Raw genomic sequence first — 17,022 nt, 5'->3', positions numbered from 1 at the left:
TTCTCTACAATCTGAATCCCCCTTTATAAAGGGGGATTTTTGCAATTTCATGCTGTCCTTACTTTCACACATACATCACCGGCGTCGATATTTTAATAATCTTCCCGCCTCGACGATAAAACCTTGGAACACGGCGGCTTAATGTTGCAATGACTTCATAGTTAATCGTATTGAGCATTTCAGCAATTTCATCAACAGAAATTTCTCCGCCCTTTTGACGGCCATAAATGACGACTTCCTCGCCTTGCTTTGCTTTCATCTCTCCTAAGCTGATCATCGTCATATCCATTGTGACTCGGCCAGCAATCGGCATTCTTTCTCCGCGGAAAAGCATAAACCCTCGATTGGATAAAGCACGCGAGTACCCATCTGCATAGCCAATCGGTATGGTCGCAATGACTTCGTCAGGCTTTGCCACATAGGTTGCCCCATAGCTGACGGTTCTTGGCTTTGTCACCATTTTCTTCACGAACGCAATTCTTGCTTTTAAACTGAGAGCGGGCTCTAGCTGAACAGCGTCTAAGCTTTCAATGTATTGCGAGGGATACAATCCATAAAGTCCGATACCAAGCCGGATCATATCGGCACTAAATTCAGGAAACGCAATCGAAGCAGCTGTATTGTTCATATGTACGGTCGGCAGTTTGATCCCTTCTTCTTTCAAAAACCGAAGGAAATCAATGAAGATGCTGTGCTGAAGCAACGTAAAATCAGGATCAGGCTCATCCGCAGTGGAGAAATGCGTAAATATTCCATCCCACCTCAGGTTTTCACTCTTTTCAAGCGCCTTCACCACCGCTAACAGCTCTTCCTTTGTCCGTACACCTAATCGCCCCATCCCTGTGTCAACATTGACATGAATCCCAAGCCGGCGCTGGCTTTCTTCTTCAGCTAAGATCTCATTTGCTTGAGCAATCCAATCTTCACGAAGGCCAGATAGATCAATTCTCCAGGCTGCGGCCCTTTTCACACAGTCGAGCGGTGTAAATCCAAGCACAAGAATAGGTGCTTCTATTTTTGCTCTTCGCAATACAATCCCTTCTTCTAAGCTAGCAACTGCGAGCTCCGTCGCACCGCTTTCTAGTGCCTGCCGCGCTACCTCCACTGAACCGTGTCCATAAGCATTCGCCTTCACGACAGCCATGATCTTACTCTTCTTTGGAATATGCGCTTGAATGGCTTCCATATTTCTTTTAATTGCATCAAGATTAACTTCGATCCAGACTTCCCGGCAAAGTTTTTTCATAATCGTTCCTCCTTTTAACATAAGTTTCTTCTGTAATTTGTGTTCGTTTTAACATATAGTCTATCTTTATTCATTTATACAAAAAACATTCAATAAGAACCAAGACCTGTTAATTCTTGAAAAAGCCTATATAGACTTGAATACTTACATTCACACTGAAATGACATTAATGATAGGACCTTACAAAACTGAAATAATTATGATGCTCTTGATAAAGCTTGGCTTTCACAATCTAGTTCAAAATAGAGTCCCGCAAACGGTCAATGCCGTGTCACTTCTTTAGTTGTAAATGATCTTTTAAGCGGCGAATGAATGAAGATAGAATTAGGAAATGGCTAGATTTTTTTCAATATCATCCATGGGAAAAGATTAGACTTTTCCTCTTCACAATTCTCTGAGGAAATTTCTTAAAATAGGTAGATATTCAAATCGAGAAGGAGCTTTAGCAATACGAGTAATGAGCAATATTCTTACTAAAAAATAATGTTTTAAATTTTTAATAGATAGATAGATATTAAGTCGTTTTCTTCACAGAAAATTTCAATTCATCCCGAAAGGAAAATGTTCACAATTAATTAACACTTTTTAACAGGAATATCTCGATTTAATATCGAATTAATGACTTGTAAACTAATTTAAAAGGAGTGCTTTAGAATGAAAATGAAGAAATCTATGTATTCTCTTATTGCTGTTTCTGCATTGACTTTTACTATTGGAGGGGTTGCTTCTGCTCAAGAATCCGTTCAAACTAATCATCTTTCATCTATGCCTATTACGCTAAAATCTTTATCCGCGGATGCTCCAATTAAAACAAATGCAAGAAATATCACAATTAACGTAGGATCTAGTTATCCTATTGATGACATTGCCTCATATGCTGTTGTTGTGAAAGGATCACAGTATGTCTCTGTATCCGGTAGAGATATTAAAGGGTTAAAAGATTCAGGTAGTAACCAAGTAGAAGTATGGATGTATAAATCAAATGGCGCTCTATTAGGCGCTCTTTATATAACGGTTAGAAAGTAAATTAAAAAGCCTCTATTATGGAGGCTTTTTTTTAAGCAGGATCACCAATACCTAACGTGTGAGTCACATTAGATTATTTTACAATTTTATCCTTATTCATAAGCAAGCACCCAGTACTTCGCCCCAGGCTCCCCTTCCTCTACAACAGCCTTCCATCCTCTTTTTTGATAAAAAGACAAAGCTTTGTGATTTTCGGATACACATTTGAGGGTGACTGGTGTTCCGAGCACTTTGATCGCATGTTTCAGCAACAGATCGCCAGCCCCTTGACCAGCAGCTTCTGGATGTACAAACAAGAGATGAATAAAACGATCTGGTACATATAATGAGATGAATCCAAGGATTTTATTGTTCTCCTCAGTTAAGAAAATTTGCTCTTCCTGCGTATCTTGATCAAAATCTTGCAGTTTGATTTCTTCTGTATTGAGCCAGTGAAAGCTCTGACGTCGGGATTCTAAATAGATTTGTCTTAATTGTGGATAATCTTCTATGCTTGCTTCTCTAATCAACATCGCAACATCCCCTATGTTTTTTAATTTGAATTTAAAATGTGTTTTGCCTGTGTTCTACCTGCCATTAACAATTGATCACTGAACTGCGAATCATTGACAGCTCGTGCAAGAGCAATTGTACCAATCATGCTGCTTACTAGTGCGTAACTGGTAGAGAGATCTATGTTTCCCGTATCAGCTGTAAACGCCATAAACCGTTTCAATTCATCTGTATAGGTTTTACGTACCTCTTGCGATAATTGAGCAATCTCCCCTGCCAGTGCAGGCAATATACAGCCGATCTCCGTCTGATCACGGTGAACGGAACTTAAATAAAAGTCAATGATCGTCTGAATTCGAGGCTGGTCTGTTTTCTTGTCTGCAACACTTTGCAGCAGCTTGATCGTATCAGTAATAGCAAAATGAAAAGTCTCTATCACCAACTGATCCTTGTTCTTAAAGTGAGCGTAAAACCCTCCATGAGTTAGACCTGCCCCTTTCATAATGTATGGCAAACTGATACTACGGACGCCATTTGTTCGAAATGCTCGTGCAGCACTAGCGATGATCTGCTCTCTCACTTTTGACTTATGACCTTTCGGATAAGGCATCCTCTTTTCTCCTTCCTTTTAACTCATCTAAGTGTATTTATTAAAATATTATAATTATCATATAATCTTGTGTCAATTGACTAAAATCCATCTTTCCTCACTCAGATGGGATTGACTTCGCCAAAATATGATGACTATAATATATTATGATCATCATATTTTGAAATTGGAGGTGTAAGAAATGATTCATTTAGAAACAGTAGATACATTGGTGATTGGATCAGGTCCGGGAGGCTACGTGGCGGCGTTACGTTCAGCTCATCTCGGCATGAAGACTGCGATTGTAGAACGTGATCAGTTAGGTGGCGTATGCACCCATGTAGGCTGTATCCCTTCTAAAGCGCTAATAGCAGAAGCAGAGCGGTTCAAACTCCGCACACAATGGGGTGGTTTTCAAGAAAGCGGTTCTTTCAATGAAGCTCAAGCGTTCAAAAAAGCTGTTGTGGAAAAACAAGCTGGAGGCGTCCAATTTTTGTTAAAGTCAGCTGGAGTTACCATTTTGGAAGGCGATGCAAGCTTGTTCGATCAGCATACAGCGGTGATTCAACATGCCGAAAAAGGTGAAAAACGAATCAACTTCAAACACCTTATATTAGCAACCGGCTCTCGTCCAATTGAAATTAAATCACTCCCTTTCGGAGGTCGTATATTGTCTTCCACTGAAGCACTATCCCTTCCCGAAATCCCTAAAAGCCTTGTCGTAGTTGGGGGTGGATATATTGGTGTTGAACTCGGACAGATGTTTGCAAGGTTTGGATCAAAAGTCACCATTCTAGAAGGCGGCAATCAAGTATTGCCTGGTTTTGAAAGTGAACTTGTCTCACCTGTTGTTCGACAATTGAAAGAAGATAACATCACCGTGATTACAGGAGCAAACGTCATAGGTGCCGAGCAGCATATGAGCGGAATTGATCTTCATTATGAGAAACAGAAAGAAAGTTACACGGTGCAAGCGGAATATGCACTGATTACTGTCGGAAGAAAACCGAATACAGATGGAACATTAGGTCTCCATTCTATCGGTTTGTCCATTACCCCTAACGGACTAGTTAAAATTGATGAACAATGCAGAACTTCCATTCCGCACATTTATGCAATTGGTGATATCACCGAGGGTCCTGCTCTGGCTCATAAAGCTTCCTATGAAGCGAAGGTGGCAGCAGAGGCAATCGCCGGGAAACCTTCGATGATCGATTATAAAGCGATCCCACTTGTTGTGTTTTCTAGCCCAGAATTGACGAGTGTTGGACTGAGCGAAACGGATTGCAAGCAACAATCCATTCCGACTGTTACTGGAAAAACAATGTTCTCTATTAATGGTCGAGCACTGGCATTAAAAGAACCAGAAGGATTTGTGAAGATTGTGGCCCATGCTGAATCTGGCCTTATTTTAGGAGCACAGATCGTAGGTGCAGAGGCATCTACTCTTATATCAGAACTTTCTCTCTCTATTGAAATTGGTGCTACAGTAGAAGATTTAGCCATGACGATTCATCCTCACCCAACATTAGGTGAAATGATCATGGAGGCTGCAGAAATGGCCACTCGTAAAGTTGAAAAAAATCTGGCACGATAATCCATTCAGTTGCATCTTTTAAAAATTGAGTAAAATAATCGCCATAGCCTACTTAGGAATAGGCTATGGCGATTTCAATTGAGTCATGATATAAAAGCAGCGGTATATTGATCTTTAATTGGATACCTCATCACGTTTTTTCCCTAACTTCATCGATAACTGCACGCCAATCATCAGCATCACGATGGCGAGCATTGCGACAATAGCAGCTTGAAAATGTCCGCTAATATCGAAAATCAAACCGATTAAAAATGGACCAAATCCTCCCATGATGTACCCGCCCATCTGTGACATCGCGGACCATGTACCGGCTTCTTCTGGTGTACGCGTTTCAATAATAGGCAGCATAAGCGCCAAAGGAAATAATCCACCTGCTCCAATCCCTAGAAAAATAACAGCTGGCAGGATCGGCATTGGCAGTAGAAGGAATATGAGGCCAATCAGCTCTGACAAACTGCATAAGATCAGAAATAATTTCGGCTTTCCTAGACGATTAACGATTGCTGGAACAAGTAATGCCACCGGAATCTGAATGAGCGTAAATATCGTAAGCAGCATGGCGGCATACTGCGGACTATTCCCAAAATTAAGCGCAATGGGTGAAATCCACGCTGTTAACGAATAGAACATGCTTGACATAAAGCCAAAGAACAAAGTAAATTGAATGGCTTTTTTGTTTCGTAGTGGTAATCTCAGCGGCACATCTGCATGATCCGCTTGTTGGTTTTTACGAGCTAGACCGAGCCATAAAATCAGTGCAATAACGCCTAAAACCGCCCAGCAGGCTAACGCAAGTGGAAGGTTATGCTCACTGCGAAGGTAAATCGGAATGGTCAAGCCCGAAGCAAGTGCAGCTCCAACTGTCATCGATATAGAGTACACACTGACAATCCCAGGACTTTTCGGGAAATACTTTTTAATAAAACTAGACAACAATGGTCCGGCAAAACTAATTCCAACTCCTCCTGCAAAAGCAGTCATGAGAAGGATGGTAACCGTTTGACTTGTACCACGCAGTCCAGTCGCAATTGTGATAAGAAAAATCGAGAAAAAAAGAGTTCTCTCTAATCCAAACCGGCGGCTTAGTTTCGTTGCTACAGGGGCAAACACTCCCATGCACAAGACCGGCAAAGTGGTTAAAAGACTTGCCGTGAGTGCACTAACGCCAAGGTCTGATTGAATCATGCTCATCATAGAAGCCACGGATGTAATGATTGGGCGCAAGTTTAATGCAGCTAAAAATAAAGCGGCTAAATAAAATACTTTTTTCATCAATACTCTTCTTCCTCTCTCATCTTGTTGAGGTTACTATGAGTATAAATCCGCTTCATTCATTGATCAATACAATAATTCGTATTATGATGATAGGAAAATACTATCATTAATGAAAGGATGGCATATGGATACTCGTCACATTACCTATTTTATGGCTGTATTCGATCATTTACATTTCACAAAGGCTGCAGAGCAACTAGGTATATCACAGCCTACATTAAGCCAACAGATTCAGCTGCTTGAGGCTGAAGTTGGGATGCCGCTCTTTGACCGAATCGGTAAAAAAGTAGTTGCAACTGAAGCTGGTACGCTTCTTTATCAATATGGCATGAAAATGCTTCAGGCTGAACGAGATGCAAAAAATGCCATGAAAGAACTGTTATCTGAACAGCGGGGTACCGTTCGGCTTGCCGTCCTTCCCTCTGATCTTGACTTTCAGCTTGTTCCGCTTTTTGTAGAATTTAAAACGCTGTATCCAGAGATCAACCTAAAGGCTTTTTCGACCATCTTTGTTCGTGACGAGGTGCTCTCACATAAAGTCGATATCGGAATTGGGCTGCGCGGGCCTGCGGATAAACGACTGATTCAAATTCCACTTGGCGATGAGCCCTACGAATTGTTTGTTCATTCAGACAGTGAACTGGCAAAAAGGCGTGAAGTGACGCTAAAAGAGCTGACAAAGCATGCACTGGTCATGTATCCAAAAGGCTATCTAGGAAGAGATTTGGTCGATGACGTATGTAAAGAACACGGTTTTGAATTGGACACGGTCATGGATGTTGGGTCTGCCACTTCATTATTGCAGCTGGTTGAAGCCGGGATCGGCGCCACCATCCAGCCAAGAGGGCTGTTAAAGCAACATTCAGCATGGCCTAATATTGTCTCTATTCCTATTTCTGCCCCTGCTCCTGTTCGGCATCTTGAATTAACGTATTATGCCGATCGATTTGTGACCAAAGCGCAAAAACAGCTATCTGAATGGCTAATAGACTTTTTCAAATCAAGAACAAACTAAAAAGTGAGGGTAACACATGAAGAATGCAAACAGCATATTTACAAGAACAAACCGGGTCGTGATTCGTCAGTTTGATCAGCAGGATATTGAAGCATTTTATCAATACCGATCAAATCCCTCTATTGCCACATTTCAATCCTGGGAAAACTACACGTACGAAGACGCTGAATCATTTGTACAACACCAAATGACGCAACAACCTAATCAACCAGGGACGTGGTTTCAATACGCGATTGCCTTATCTGAATCCAATCAGTTGATAGGAGATTGCGCCATTCATACACTCGGCAGCGAGCCTAGAATCGTTGAAATAGGATTTACACTCGCGCCTGAATTTCAAGGAAAGGGCTATATTCATGAAGCCTTGAATTCAATGATCGAATATATTTTCACTACACTGAACAAGCATAAAATCATTGCCTTTACAGATGTACGAAACGAAAAATCTATTCGAGTACTGGAACGTTTAGACATGAGACGCGAAGGACATTTGCTGCAAAATTATATGTCAAAAGGACATTGGGTCGATGAGTATCAATATGCCATTCTTCAATCCGAGTGGGCCGCGAAGCGTCATTAATCATTTATTTCCTATTCAAAATCCCTAAATAAGCGCTCCATGGACCCACATCGGTTCGATATCGTTCCGCCATGACTCGAACAATTTGGGAGATATGGGTGAAATCATGGACAACCCACGCAGAAAGTAATTCGCTCACTTGCACGACGCCGAATTCTGGATGGACGCCCTTTTTCTCTAGATCAAGATTTGAATGTGTCATACGCTGAATGTATGCCACATTCTCCATCCGCACATGATGAAACTCCGCTAGTGCCTGTTCTATCTGTCTTTCAGTTTGATTCAAATGGGCGTAGCGGTCAAATGCAGGAAATGGGGTATTCTCTCCATCAGCAAGAATGACATTTAATCGGGGAATCCAGTTGAATTTCTCTGCTTCAATCAAATGTTCAATGACTTCAACGGGATTCCACGTTCCCTCCCCTTCACGACTGTAAAGCCAATCCTTCGATAAACCTGACAAAAGACTTTCTAATGTACGAGGAGTTCGACTCAACATATCTAAAGCTTCATCCAAATTGAAATTCATATGGTAGCTCCTTTATCAATTTTTCTTTATTCTAATGTTTTTTGATTAGATTGCAACTCATACCGCAAAACAGATAAAGAAGAAAATAAAAGGTGCTTTTAATCAACCTTCTATATACAAATAGAACTTTTCTATAACACTCACCATCCTTTCTTTTTTTATAATAGAAAAAAATGAAATGTGGTGATATGCATGTCTACAACAATTGGTATTATGGGTGGTATGGGCCCTTTAGCGACGATTGATCTGATGAAAAAAATCATTTCTCATACACCAGCGATAAAAGATCAGGATCATCTCCATGTGATTGCTGATAATGATCCGCAAATCCCTGATAGAACCAATGCCATATTTGGGAAAGGCGAAGATCCTACAGAATATATGATTGCATCAGCTAAAAGATTAGAGCGCGCAGGAGCGGACTTTATTCTGATTGCATGCAATACCGCTCACTTCTTTTTAGAAAACGTACAACAATCCACTCATATCCCTATCATGAATATGCCATTAGAAACCGCAAAGCACCTGAAGAAACATCACTATACGTCTGTGGGCTTACTATGTACTGATGGCACATTAAAAACCCAGCTCTATCAAAAGGCTTGTGCCCATCACAAGATTGATGTCATGACTCCTAGTGAAACTCTTCAGAAAAACGTGATGAATGGGATTTATGCCGTGAAAGCAGGGAAATTGAGTAAAGGCGAAAGTGAACTGGCGTTAGCTGCAGAAATTCTAATCAATCAAGGAGCAGAAGCCATCATTGCCGGCTGTACAGAAATTCCTTTAGTTCTAAGGTCAACCAAAGCTGTGAAAGTGATTGACCCTACTGTCATTTTGGCGAAAGAAGCTGTAAAATTAGTGTATGAGCTTGAAAAGCTAAACATTTAAAGAACGTCATATAAGGGGATAACATGAATATTGAGAATATAGAAGCGTTTATTTATGTATGCCAGCTAGGCAGTATCAATAAAGCTGCAGAAGCACTGTATTTAACCCAGCCTTCTGTATCGGCACGTATTCAATCGTTAGAAAAAGAATTAGATCTGAAATTATTTGATAGACAGAGAAATAAATTATCTCTGACGGAAAAAGGTGAACAGTTTTACCCTCATGCCAAAAAGATTCTCCATTCTTATCAAGAAGCAAAGCATAGTCTTAAACAAACGATGATCCCTTATGAATTGACGATTGGATGCGCATCCTCTATTTCCAATAATCTATTGCCTAACATATTGCCCGCCCTAAAAGAAAAATACGAAAACCTGAAAGTGAAAATTGTAACAGGACATTCAAAGGATGTTGTCCAAAAAGTGATTAACAACCAAGTAGACTTTGGCATTGTCAGGACTGAAACACATCCTCAAATTGAATCAATCCCGATTTTCAGCGATCCAATCGGGCTGTTCGTCCCAACTCATCACCCGCTCGCCAGCCATGGCAACATCAATATGAAAGAACTAGAAGAACAACCTTTTATTTTCTTTGACTATGGGTCATTTGATTGGTTGATGCTCCACCGATTATTTCAAAAAAACAACATCACACCGAACATTTCCATTGAGGTTGATCATATGGAAACTGCAAAAAATTTGGTGGATAAGTTTCGTTAATCCTTCTTTCCCAAACAGAAGTTGATGCGACAAAAAGTCGGCAGATACATCACCAATCCCCACTTCAGACCAATCAATCACACCGGTAACACATTGATTTTCATCAATCAGAATGTGGCCAGGATGCAAATCTCCATGCTTCACTCCCACAAAAGGCGGCCATAAAGAATCTTTAGCTAGCCATTCTTGCCAACGCTCCCATAAACCGCTGTTAATGGTGTATTGCGATTTGACACGTTCCATTCGCTGTTTCATTGATCCTCTTAATTCATGTGCACTGATCATCTCCACACCGATCGTTTTAAAAGGCTGTTGATCTAAGGAATGTACATTCGCTAAAACTCTTCCTAATGATTCATAATAAGCTTGCGGTACATTCGTTTGGTCAAAACTCCACACATAAGATTGCTGTTCCACATCAATACTAGCTGCCGGTACCCCCTCTAATTGTTTATAAGCAATCAGATTTTCTGTAAAGATAGACCACTTAGGAACCTGAAAGTGAACCTGATTACTAATGTAATCTAATGTCTTTTTTTCTTGTAAGGTATGTTTCATTGATTCAGGTCTGCGAGGCATTCTTAATATCCATTGATCACCATGTAAATCTTCGACGTGAGCGACACGGAAATCCACACCTGATTCATTTATTTTGATGGTATTCTCTAAAATCTCTAATCCGTGATGTTTGACTAACTGCTTTAATTCCAGTCTGTTCATATCCATTCCTCCAATTGCTCATTTAGTCATGATCAATAGGCACCAAGAATATCATCACAAAACCCACAAACAGGCTACTTTATGTGGTCAGAGTAAACAAAGCTAGACATATGCCTTTCTTTGCATCATAAATAACATACAAAAAAAGACAGATCGATTAGCTGCCTCTTTTCTAGTGAAATTGCATACTTTCCCGCTGAAGATCATTAAAAATGTGCAGACTACCCCGTTTACTCCGTTTGATGAAAACAGAGCCTTTGAACATATGAAATTACTGATTGTTCAAAGTTTTCTGGCGTAATCTTCCTGAATGCATCATCTTTAACCATCCTCCTCTTTATCATATAAATTTACTATACTTTATTTAAATATGACTTTCAATAAGATGACAAAAAGAAGGATTTAAAATCATCAAACATCCTTTAAATTACATAAAATGAAATAATTTCATTTTTCTGTGTTATGATATGGCTATTGATTCTTCTGTCTAATATAATTTATTAAACTCAAAAACCCGATGTACTATGAATTTTGAGTGTATGAGAGACAATGAGAACAAATCAAATGTAGCTAAGTCATTTTTAAAAGGAGAATGGATATGACTCATTTAGAATTCGCATTCGGCTTGCTTCCAGTAAGTATTTTGATCGCTTCATTAATCGTCACATTGTTTGTACAAAAGGTTTATTTCATGCCAGTTGTGAGCTTTATCATTTTGCTCATTCTGACATTTACACTTTTTAATGTCTCTTTCTTTGGCTGGGTTGTTGTTTACACTTTGGGCTCATTCATTGCTTCATATATAGCATTATTCATTATGAAAATTTTAAATAAAAAGAGATCATAAACTACATTCGAAAAGCCCTAGAAAGGGCTTTTCATCTTTCACTATCGTTCTTTCACTGGATGAATGCCCTCTCCCAAAAAGGCAGTATTCGGATCTCCACTATTTTCTAGAAATTCTGCAATTTCTTGAAGCTCTTTATTGATACAGTCATTCCTTGGCATATCTGGGTTTAACAAAAGGTTGGAGTGAATAGCAGTAGCTGTTTCATACAAGACATGTTGATCTTTTATCTGTTTGATGCACTGTTTCATGCGCAAGAAAAACCATGCGATCTCTTCAATGTCTTCCATCGGATAATGTGCCATTTTGAAGAGATTCTGCTGACAAAGGTCTCCTCTCTCAAAAATGTGTTCAAGCTCTTCTTTACTGATATATAAATCCGAAGCTTCCTCCTCAATCTCTATTACTTCAACCATGGCGTCGTCAGCTGTATATAACCGCTCAACAAATTCATCAAAACTATCTGCCAGCTTAAAATCTACTTCCAGCTCTAAATCGAAATAGTGAATAGGAGGATGTTCCTTCGTTTCTCGATAATCCATGGCGATCCATGTATCTTCTTCCCCGCTGATGAAAACAAATCCCTCTGGTAGCTCCAATTCATCACTTAACTGAACACTATTCATAATTCCATCATCTTTAGCGATTCCTCTTAGATGATCGAATTGAACATGATCCTCTGCCCATGAATTCGGCCGTTCGGTTGGAAAAGCATTACGAACTGTAAAACCACCATTCCATTCTAAAATGAGTTTTTTGTATGTATCGGGTAAAGTGACTCCAAGTGTTCCCTCTGCTTCACGAATTTGTTCCTCATCTATCTTTTCTAACGTAAAAGGACTCTCTTCATCTTTCTCCCAGAATGATTTCAAATTCAAAATGGATGCCTCCCAGTATTTATTGAGATAAGTATATCATTCATATTTTTAAAATGACCACCAGATCCTCCGGCCATTGGCGGTCAAAGTATTAAACACCTTTTTTGTACTCTTAAAGCGTTTCATGGTCATAAATTCGACCATTAAAACAAATGATAAAACATCTTCATATTCCCCTTTACAGTTGACCGTCAGTCATTTATAATTGACCCTAAGTCATATATAATTGACCAAGGGTCATTAAAAGGAGGAAGAACGAATGAGTAAAAAAGTTGCTCTTATCACAGGTGCATCAGCAGGTATTGGAAAGTCCACAGCAATTGAATTAAATAAGAAAGGTTTTATTGTTTATGGTGCTGCTCGTCGAAAAGAAATGATGGAGGATCTCATCTCTCAAGGAATTCACACCATTTCACTTGATGTCACTGATGAAGAGTCTATGGTAAACTGTGTACGTGAGATTTTGGACAAAGAAGGAAGAATCGACGTGCTTGTCAATAATGCGGGCTATGGCTCATATGGTGCGGTGGAGGATGTATCTATGGAAGAAGCTCGAAGACAAGTAGAAGTCAACCTGTTTGGACTGGCCAGAATGACGCAGCTTGTTCTGCCTAATATGAGACAAAACAACTATGGAAAGATCGTCAATATTTCTTCTATGGGTGGTAAAGTGTGGACATCATTTGGCGCATGGTATCACGCTACAAAATTTGCAGTAGAAGGTTTTTCTGATTGCTTACGGTTAGAAGTTGAACCATTTGGTATTGATGTGATTGTTGTGGAACCTGGCGGGATCGCAACCGATTGGGGCGTCATTGCAGCAGAAAAACTTAAAACTGCTTCAGCAAAAGGAGCTTATAAAGAAGCTGCCAACAAATCAGCAGATAATATGGTAAAAACGTATTCAGGAAGTAATTTAACAAAACCAGATGTCATTGCAAATACAATTGTGAAAGCTGTCACTGTAACGAAACCTAAAACGCGCTATTTGGTTGGGTTTGGTGCTAAACCTATGGTGTTTATGAAAAATCTCCTGGGTGATCGTACGTTTGACAAAATCATTAAAAGATTCAGCTAATCACTTGCTCCCCTAAATATCTCTTTGTCTGACTCCAAATCAAAATTACCTTTGAAATGGAGGTTGAAAATAATGAAACGAGCGATGACAGATGAAGCGAAGGCTCTAAGAGCTCAAGCGATTTTAGATAAAGCAGCAGCGCTTTTTGAGACACATGAATATAACCAAATCAAAATGTCAGATATCGCCAAAGAAACGAAGCTATCAAAGGGCATACTATTTGTTTATTTCAAAACAAAAGAAGCTCTTTTCTTCCAACTATTATGCCGGGAATATGTAAAGAGACTAGAACGCTTCATTGAAATTATTTCTGAAACACAGATCAAAAAACTTCAGGATATCAAACAACTTTTTCTGAAAGAATTGGAAGAAATCATTGATAAAAATCCTATGTACATTAGATTAGAAGCCATTCGCACGTCTGTTTTGGAAAGAAACATCGACTCTGATACCATGCTTCAATCAAAACTGTTATTATTTCAAAAGCTAACGGAAATGACAGACTTACTTTGTTCAAATGATGTGATCAATGAGGCGCAAGTGATGGATATTTTTCAAGCTGAAGCAGCGATTATCACTGGATGCAAACTCACTGCCACTTTACCAGATGAAGTCATTACTATTATTGAAAATCATAATTTGCATGAATTTAAACGAGATTTTAAAACAGATGTGATGAATACAATGTCTTTTTATCTTGATGGTTATTTACACAACCTTGAGGCTTGACATAAAATGTTGTGCACAACAAAAGTGCATACAACACTTACATCTTCCTCATGTTCATGATGATTTTGACTGAAGCCAATATGAAAACAGACCTCCTTAAGGTCTGTTTTCATATGTTTTATACATTTTGAGATGCTGTGCGTCGAGCAATCATCGTCGTGTTTCGACATGTTTTTTGTTGTTCTTTGATTGTTGTATTCCGCATTGATTTTGTTTTAATAATTTCAAAATTTTATTTAACCTTTTGTTGGGCTGTTATTTAATTTGTTAATCTTTTTTACGTTGTCATAAACCATAACTTGTTTAATATTTATCAAAATCGAAACCATATTTCCTGTAAACCCTAGCAGCATAATGAATTGCTATGGTTGAATTAACGTTCTATATTCCATTACTACGTAGTTTATCACCTATCTTTAATTGACTTAGAAGCTTAAATATACTCAGAATCATCACAAATCACTTTTCAGGCCTACTCTTGAAAACAGTTTCAAGCTGAAATTTTCTACATCCCCTACTCACAATTCATTAAGTTCCCTTATATTCCATTTATTATCACATGATAGAATTTACAAAACACCGAAAAGAAACCGCAAAAATAAATGAGAAACAAATCTTTATTGCCATTAATAGCTACTTGTCACGTTTAAATTTTCATCAAAAAACAAAAAAGCAGACTCATTTAAGTCTGCTTTAAGCTATCTTTTAAATTCCACGGGAACACCTCTTGCAAATCACTCCTGACATTCAGGACATATCCAATGAATCTAACCACTCTTCACAATGTTCTATAAGCCATCTCAAATATTCAACATATTGACCGACATGATAGCCATCACAAACAGCATGATGTACTTGAATCGCAACGGGCAGAATGATTTTTCCTTCTTCCACCTTAAACTTGCCTATCGTAAATATTGGCAGTAAATAAGTTATATCTGTAGATACATTAAGGTTAAAAGAAGTAAAATCAATCCACGGCAGGCTTGAAATATTGAACATGTTTTCTGGCATATGAGGTTTCGGAAATAGGCTGCTGCTTTTGCTGTAAGTGTCCATGTCCGCTACACAGCTTTTATAAAACCGAGCAAAGTTTTCATCATAAGGCGTCCAAATACTTGAAAACGTCTTTGTTTCTTTATTTAAAATCGTATAACTAGGATGGAGAATCTCCCAGTAACCAAGTTCATCGTTCACTTGATCCATCCGAAATTCCGGTAATTTTTGCACAGCTCTTGCTAACAAATAAATTTGCACAGGATATACTTTTAGCCTTTTTTCTTTTAATATTGCATACAATTTTGTGATGTCTAGATCGATCACCAGACTATATGAGCATCGGGTTACCGTCATATAATGATGAAAGTGCTCTTTTCTCGGATAATTTTCATCTATTTGTTTAAACATTTTTTATCTCCTCCTGAATGTTATTTCATGTATTCAGGAGGAGACTTTATCTGTTTTCACCACCACAATCATCCTTTCAAGAGTTATGTCATGTTTCTGTCCATTCAAAGTCTACCATGAGCTTTGTTTATGATAAAGCCTCCAGCAACTCTTCGTAAGTAATCTTCCCTAACGTGAAGGGTTCTAGTGCCATATATATTTCTCCACTGTCAATATAGAATTTGTCATTTTGAGTGCTATCCTCTATTCACTTCTACCCTTACTGCTGCTGAAGCTTTTCCATTGTTTTATCGTACCCAGCCAAATCATCAATTTGATAATAACCGACGGTTAACAATAGGCATGAAAAAGTGAAGAATGATGCCTCCGAAACAAATCGTTAATATGGTACCAGCACCAATAGGTCCTTTGCATATAAAAGCTAATATGAAGAAAAATGCATATAATATTGTTCTCGAAAATGCGATGGTTCTTTTTGAAATATCTCGAAGAATGAGTGTTAAATGATCAATTGGCGTTGATGCGAATTTTGTTTGAAGATATACGGCTGTTCCAAGACCAATGAATATCAAACCAGCTCCGAAGCAAGTCAGTTTGCTAAACCAAGTACTTGTATAAATGACATATTTGATGAGGAGTAACCACAGATCAATACCGATTCCAGTCACGAACGCTGTAATCAAACCTAAAAAAACAGGTTTTTTTCTCACTAATATAGAATTGCAAATTAAGATGATGATTGAAATTAAGACTTCCCAGCTCCCTACGGTAAGACCAAATTCTTTGGAAAGGCCAACTAAAAGAGCATCAAATGGAGAAGCACCTAGTCCTGATTGTATTGTTAATGAAATTCCTAAACTTAATACGAGTACACCTAATCCGTAATAAACATACTTTTTTTTATTAGACATGATCTCTACTTAAAGATAATTCTTTTATCATTAAAACGTGCAGAATCCCGTCTTCCATAAATTCATCTGAAGCAGTTTGAAAACCAAGTTTTTTATAAAAACCTTCTGCTTGTGTTTGTCCATGCAGCTTTATCTTTGCAATTCCTTTTTCTTGCATGATTTTTTCCAGTTCTCTGATAATCACTTTGCCTAAACCGTACTTACGATAAGGTTTTAGGATGCAAATTCGTTCCAATTTACCTGTACCATCCACAATACGCACCCGACCTGTGCCGACAGGTTCATTCTCATGGCATACCAAGACATGCTGACATTGTTCCTGAAGAGTGTCAAATTGATCAAATTCTTCAGACTCAGGTACTTGCTGTTCATCAATAAAGACCGACTTTCTAATATTAAGAGCAACTTGTAAGTCATTTTCAGTTGTTATTTTTTTTATATGCATTGTTTATCAATCCTTTTCTGATATTAGTCTGAACCAGGTGAAGCA

Annotated in this window: 17 protein-coding genes and 3 pseudogenes; 10 read left to right on the top strand and 10 right to left on the bottom strand. The window is 38.7% G+C overall.

Annotated features, from left to right (window positions below; genetic code table 11):
* Positions 1-64: 64 nt before the first annotated feature.
* A complete protein-coding gene (gene alr / locus MHB38_RS06405; RefSeq protein WP_341002928.1) occupies positions 65-1,246 on the bottom strand; it encodes an alanine racemase in 1,182 nt (393 codons plus the stop codon).
* A 252-nt stretch (positions 1,247-1,498) separates the two neighbouring features.
* Here alr and MHB38_RS19545 point away from each other — a divergent pair.
* Both MHB38_RS19545 and MHB38_RS06400 read left to right on the top strand, forming a co-directional pair.
* Positions 1,499-1,558: pseudogene (locus tag MHB38_RS19545) on the top strand (YunG family protein); the annotation flags it as partial.
* Positions 1,559-1,900: 342 nt separating this feature from the next.
* Complete coding sequence (locus MHB38_RS06400; RefSeq protein ID WP_008348328.1) at positions 1,901-2,272, top strand: hypothetical protein; 372 nt, start codon at positions 1,901-1,903, stop codon at positions 2,270-2,272.
* Between the two features lie 92 nt (positions 2,273-2,364).
* Here MHB38_RS06400 and MHB38_RS06395 read toward each other — a convergent pair whose 3' ends face one another.
* Together MHB38_RS06395 and MHB38_RS06390 are read right to left on the bottom strand one after the other, a co-directional pair.
* Complete coding sequence (locus MHB38_RS06395; protein WP_017359613.1) at positions 2,365-2,784, bottom strand: GNAT family N-acetyltransferase; 420 nt, start codon at positions 2,782-2,784, stop codon at positions 2,365-2,367.
* Positions 2,785-2,804: 20 nt separating this feature from the next.
* Positions 2,805-3,374, bottom strand: a complete 570-nt coding sequence (locus MHB38_RS06390) for a TetR/AcrR family transcriptional regulator (protein WP_035392352.1) — start codon at positions 3,372-3,374, stop codon at positions 2,805-2,807.
* A 181-nt stretch (positions 3,375-3,555) separates the two neighbouring features.
* Here MHB38_RS06390 and lpdA point away from each other — a divergent pair, with 181 nt between their 5' ends.
* A complete protein-coding gene (gene lpdA / locus MHB38_RS06385) occupies positions 3,556-4,950 on the top strand; it encodes a dihydrolipoyl dehydrogenase (RefSeq protein ID WP_046527477.1) in 1,395 nt (464 codons plus the stop codon).
* A gap of 114 nt (positions 4,951-5,064) precedes the next feature.
* On the opposite strand, the gene MHB38_RS06380 is transcribed toward lpdA, so the two are convergent.
* On the bottom strand, positions 5,065-6,222 hold the full coding sequence (locus tag MHB38_RS06380) for an MFS transporter (protein WP_008348337.1): 1,158 nt from the start codon (positions 6,220-6,222) through the stop codon (positions 5,065-5,067).
* A gap of 112 nt (positions 6,223-6,334) precedes the next feature.
* Here MHB38_RS06380 and MHB38_RS06375 point away from each other — a divergent pair, with 112 nt between their 5' ends.
* Positions 6,335-7,240, top strand: a complete 906-nt coding sequence (locus MHB38_RS06375; RefSeq protein WP_019743043.1) for a LysR family transcriptional regulator — start codon at positions 6,335-6,337, stop codon at positions 7,238-7,240.
* Between the two features lie 16 nt (positions 7,241-7,256).
* On the top strand, positions 7,257-7,820 hold the full coding sequence (locus MHB38_RS06370; RefSeq protein ID WP_007498922.1) for a GNAT family N-acetyltransferase: 564 nt from the start codon (positions 7,257-7,259) through the stop codon (positions 7,818-7,820).
* Between the two features lie 4 nt (positions 7,821-7,824).
* Here the strand turns inward: MHB38_RS06370 and MHB38_RS06365 are convergent, their stop codons facing one another.
* Complete coding sequence (locus MHB38_RS06365) at positions 7,825-8,349, bottom strand: DinB family protein (RefSeq protein WP_050827176.1); 525 nt, start codon at positions 8,347-8,349, stop codon at positions 7,825-7,827.
* A gap of 192 nt (positions 8,350-8,541) precedes the next feature.
* On the opposite strand from MHB38_RS06365, the gene MHB38_RS06360 reads away from it, so the two are divergent.
* Together MHB38_RS06360 and MHB38_RS06355 are read left to right on the top strand one after the other, a co-directional pair.
* Positions 8,542-9,240: an aspartate/glutamate racemase family protein gene (locus MHB38_RS06360; protein WP_008348344.1), complete on the top strand. Its 699-nt coding sequence runs from the start codon at positions 8,542-8,544 to the stop codon at positions 9,238-9,240.
* Between the two features lie 23 nt (positions 9,241-9,263).
* Positions 9,264-9,947 (top strand): annotated as a pseudogene (locus MHB38_RS06355) (LysR family transcriptional regulator); the annotation flags it as partial.
* Here the strand turns inward: MHB38_RS06355 and MHB38_RS06350 are convergent.
* Positions 9,945-10,682: pseudogene (locus tag MHB38_RS06350) on the bottom strand (macrolide 2'-phosphotransferase); the annotation flags it as partial. The pseudogenes MHB38_RS06355 and MHB38_RS06350 sit on opposite strands and share 3 nt — an antisense overlap.
* A 598-nt stretch (positions 10,683-11,280) precedes the next feature.
* Here MHB38_RS06350 and MHB38_RS06345 point away from each other — a divergent pair.
* Entirely contained in the window at positions 11,281-11,529 is a 249-nt protein-coding gene (locus tag MHB38_RS06345) for a DUF2651 family protein (RefSeq protein ID WP_008348351.1), read from the top strand.
* Between the two features lie 41 nt (positions 11,530-11,570).
* On the opposite strand, the gene MHB38_RS06340 is transcribed toward MHB38_RS06345, so the two are convergent.
* The gene (locus tag MHB38_RS06340; RefSeq protein ID WP_186306180.1) at positions 11,571-12,401 is read right to left on the bottom strand and encodes an SMI1/KNR4 family protein; all 831 of its coding nucleotides are present in this window, start codon (positions 12,399-12,401) and stop codon (positions 11,571-11,573) included.
* Between the two features lie 265 nt (positions 12,402-12,666).
* On the opposite strand from MHB38_RS06340, the gene MHB38_RS06335 reads away from it, so the two are divergent.
* Together MHB38_RS06335 and MHB38_RS06330 are read left to right on the top strand one after the other, a co-directional pair.
* Positions 12,667-13,485 carry an oxidoreductase gene (locus MHB38_RS06335; protein ID WP_008348355.1) on the top strand — a complete coding sequence of 273 codons (819 nt, stop codon included), beginning with the start codon at positions 12,667-12,669 and terminating at the stop codon, positions 13,483-13,485.
* 72 nt (positions 13,486-13,557) lie between these two features.
* Positions 13,558-14,214, top strand: a complete 657-nt coding sequence (locus tag MHB38_RS06330) for a TetR/AcrR family transcriptional regulator (RefSeq protein WP_008348357.1) — start codon at positions 13,558-13,560, stop codon at positions 14,212-14,214.
* Positions 14,215-14,961: 747 nt separating this feature from the next.
* Here MHB38_RS06330 and catA read toward each other — a convergent pair.
* The 3 genes from catA to MHB38_RS06315 form a co-directional block, all read right to left on the bottom strand.
* Positions 14,962-15,621 carry a type A chloramphenicol O-acetyltransferase gene (gene catA / locus MHB38_RS06325; protein ID WP_008348362.1) on the bottom strand — a complete coding sequence of 220 codons (660 nt, stop codon included), beginning with the start codon at positions 15,619-15,621 and terminating at the stop codon, positions 14,962-14,964.
* Positions 15,622-15,929: 308 nt separating this feature from the next.
* Complete coding sequence (locus MHB38_RS06320) at positions 15,930-16,532, bottom strand: YczE/YyaS/YitT family protein (protein WP_008348364.1); 603 nt, start codon at positions 16,530-16,532, stop codon at positions 15,930-15,932.
* A complete protein-coding gene (locus tag MHB38_RS06315; RefSeq protein ID WP_008348366.1) occupies positions 16,525-16,977 on the bottom strand; it encodes a GNAT family N-acetyltransferase in 453 nt (150 codons plus the stop codon). The genes MHB38_RS06320 and MHB38_RS06315 overlap by 8 nt, the downstream gene beginning before the upstream one ends.
* Positions 16,978-17,022 lie beyond the last annotated feature (45 nt).

Source organism: Bacillus sp. FSL K6-3176 (genome assembly GCF_038003325.1).
Taxonomy (GTDB): Bacteria; Bacillota; Bacilli; order Bacillales; family Bacillaceae; genus Bacillus; species Bacillus altitudinis.
The sequence above is the reverse complement of the archived record's forward strand: the minus strand, read 5'-3'. Positions and strand labels throughout refer to the sequence as shown.

What these genes read in the sequence shown, in the direction of transcription:
- catA (WP_008348362.1), bottom strand. Translation starts at nt 15,621, where the DNA reads ATGTTTAAACAAATAGATGAAAATTATCCGAGAAAAGAGCACTTTCAT.
- MHB38_RS06395 (WP_017359613.1), bottom strand. Translation starts at nt 2,784, where the DNA reads ATGTTGATTAGAGAAGCAAGCATAGAAGATTATCCACAATTAAGACAA.
- MHB38_RS06380 (WP_008348337.1), bottom strand. Translation starts at nt 6,222, where the DNA reads ATGAAAAAAGTATTTTATTTAGCCGCTTTATTTTTAGCTGCATTAAAC.
- MHB38_RS06345 (WP_008348351.1), top strand. Translation starts at nt 11,281, where the DNA reads ATGACTCATTTAGAATTCGCATTCGGCTTGCTTCCAGTAAGTATTTTG.
- MHB38_RS06375 (WP_019743043.1), top strand. Translation starts at nt 6,335, where the DNA reads ATGAAAGGATGGCATATGGATACTCGTCACATTACCTATTTTATGGCT.
- MHB38_RS06320 (WP_008348364.1), bottom strand. Translation starts at nt 16,532, where the DNA reads ATGTCTAATAAAAAAAAGTATGTTTATTACGGATTAGGTGTACTCGTA.
- MHB38_RS06330 (WP_008348357.1), top strand. Translation starts at nt 13,558, where the DNA reads ATGAAACGAGCGATGACAGATGAAGCGAAGGCTCTAAGAGCTCAAGCG.
- MHB38_RS06360 (WP_008348344.1), top strand. Translation starts at nt 8,542, where the DNA reads ATGTCTACAACAATTGGTATTATGGGTGGTATGGGCCCTTTAGCGACG.
- MHB38_RS06390 (WP_035392352.1), bottom strand. Translation starts at nt 3,374, where the DNA reads ATGCCTTATCCGAAAGGTCATAAGTCAAAAGTGAGAGAGCAGATCATC.
- lpdA (WP_046527477.1), top strand. Translation starts at nt 3,556, where the DNA reads ATGATTCATTTAGAAACAGTAGATACATTGGTGATTGGATCAGGTCCG.
- MHB38_RS06370 (WP_007498922.1), top strand. Translation starts at nt 7,257, where the DNA reads ATGAAGAATGCAAACAGCATATTTACAAGAACAAACCGGGTCGTGATT.
- alr (WP_341002928.1), bottom strand. Translation starts at nt 1,246, where the DNA reads ATGAAAAAACTTTGCCGGGAAGTCTGGATCGAAGTTAATCTTGATGCA.
- MHB38_RS06335 (WP_008348355.1), top strand. Translation starts at nt 12,667, where the DNA reads ATGAGTAAAAAAGTTGCTCTTATCACAGGTGCATCAGCAGGTATTGGA.
- MHB38_RS06315 (WP_008348366.1), bottom strand. Translation starts at nt 16,977, where the DNA reads ATGCATATAAAAAAAATAACAACTGAAAATGACTTACAAGTTGCTCTT.
- MHB38_RS06400 (WP_008348328.1), top strand. Translation starts at nt 1,901, where the DNA reads ATGAAAATGAAGAAATCTATGTATTCTCTTATTGCTGTTTCTGCATTG.
- MHB38_RS06365 (WP_050827176.1), bottom strand. Translation starts at nt 8,349, where the DNA reads ATGAATTTCAATTTGGATGAAGCTTTAGATATGTTGAGTCGAACTCCT.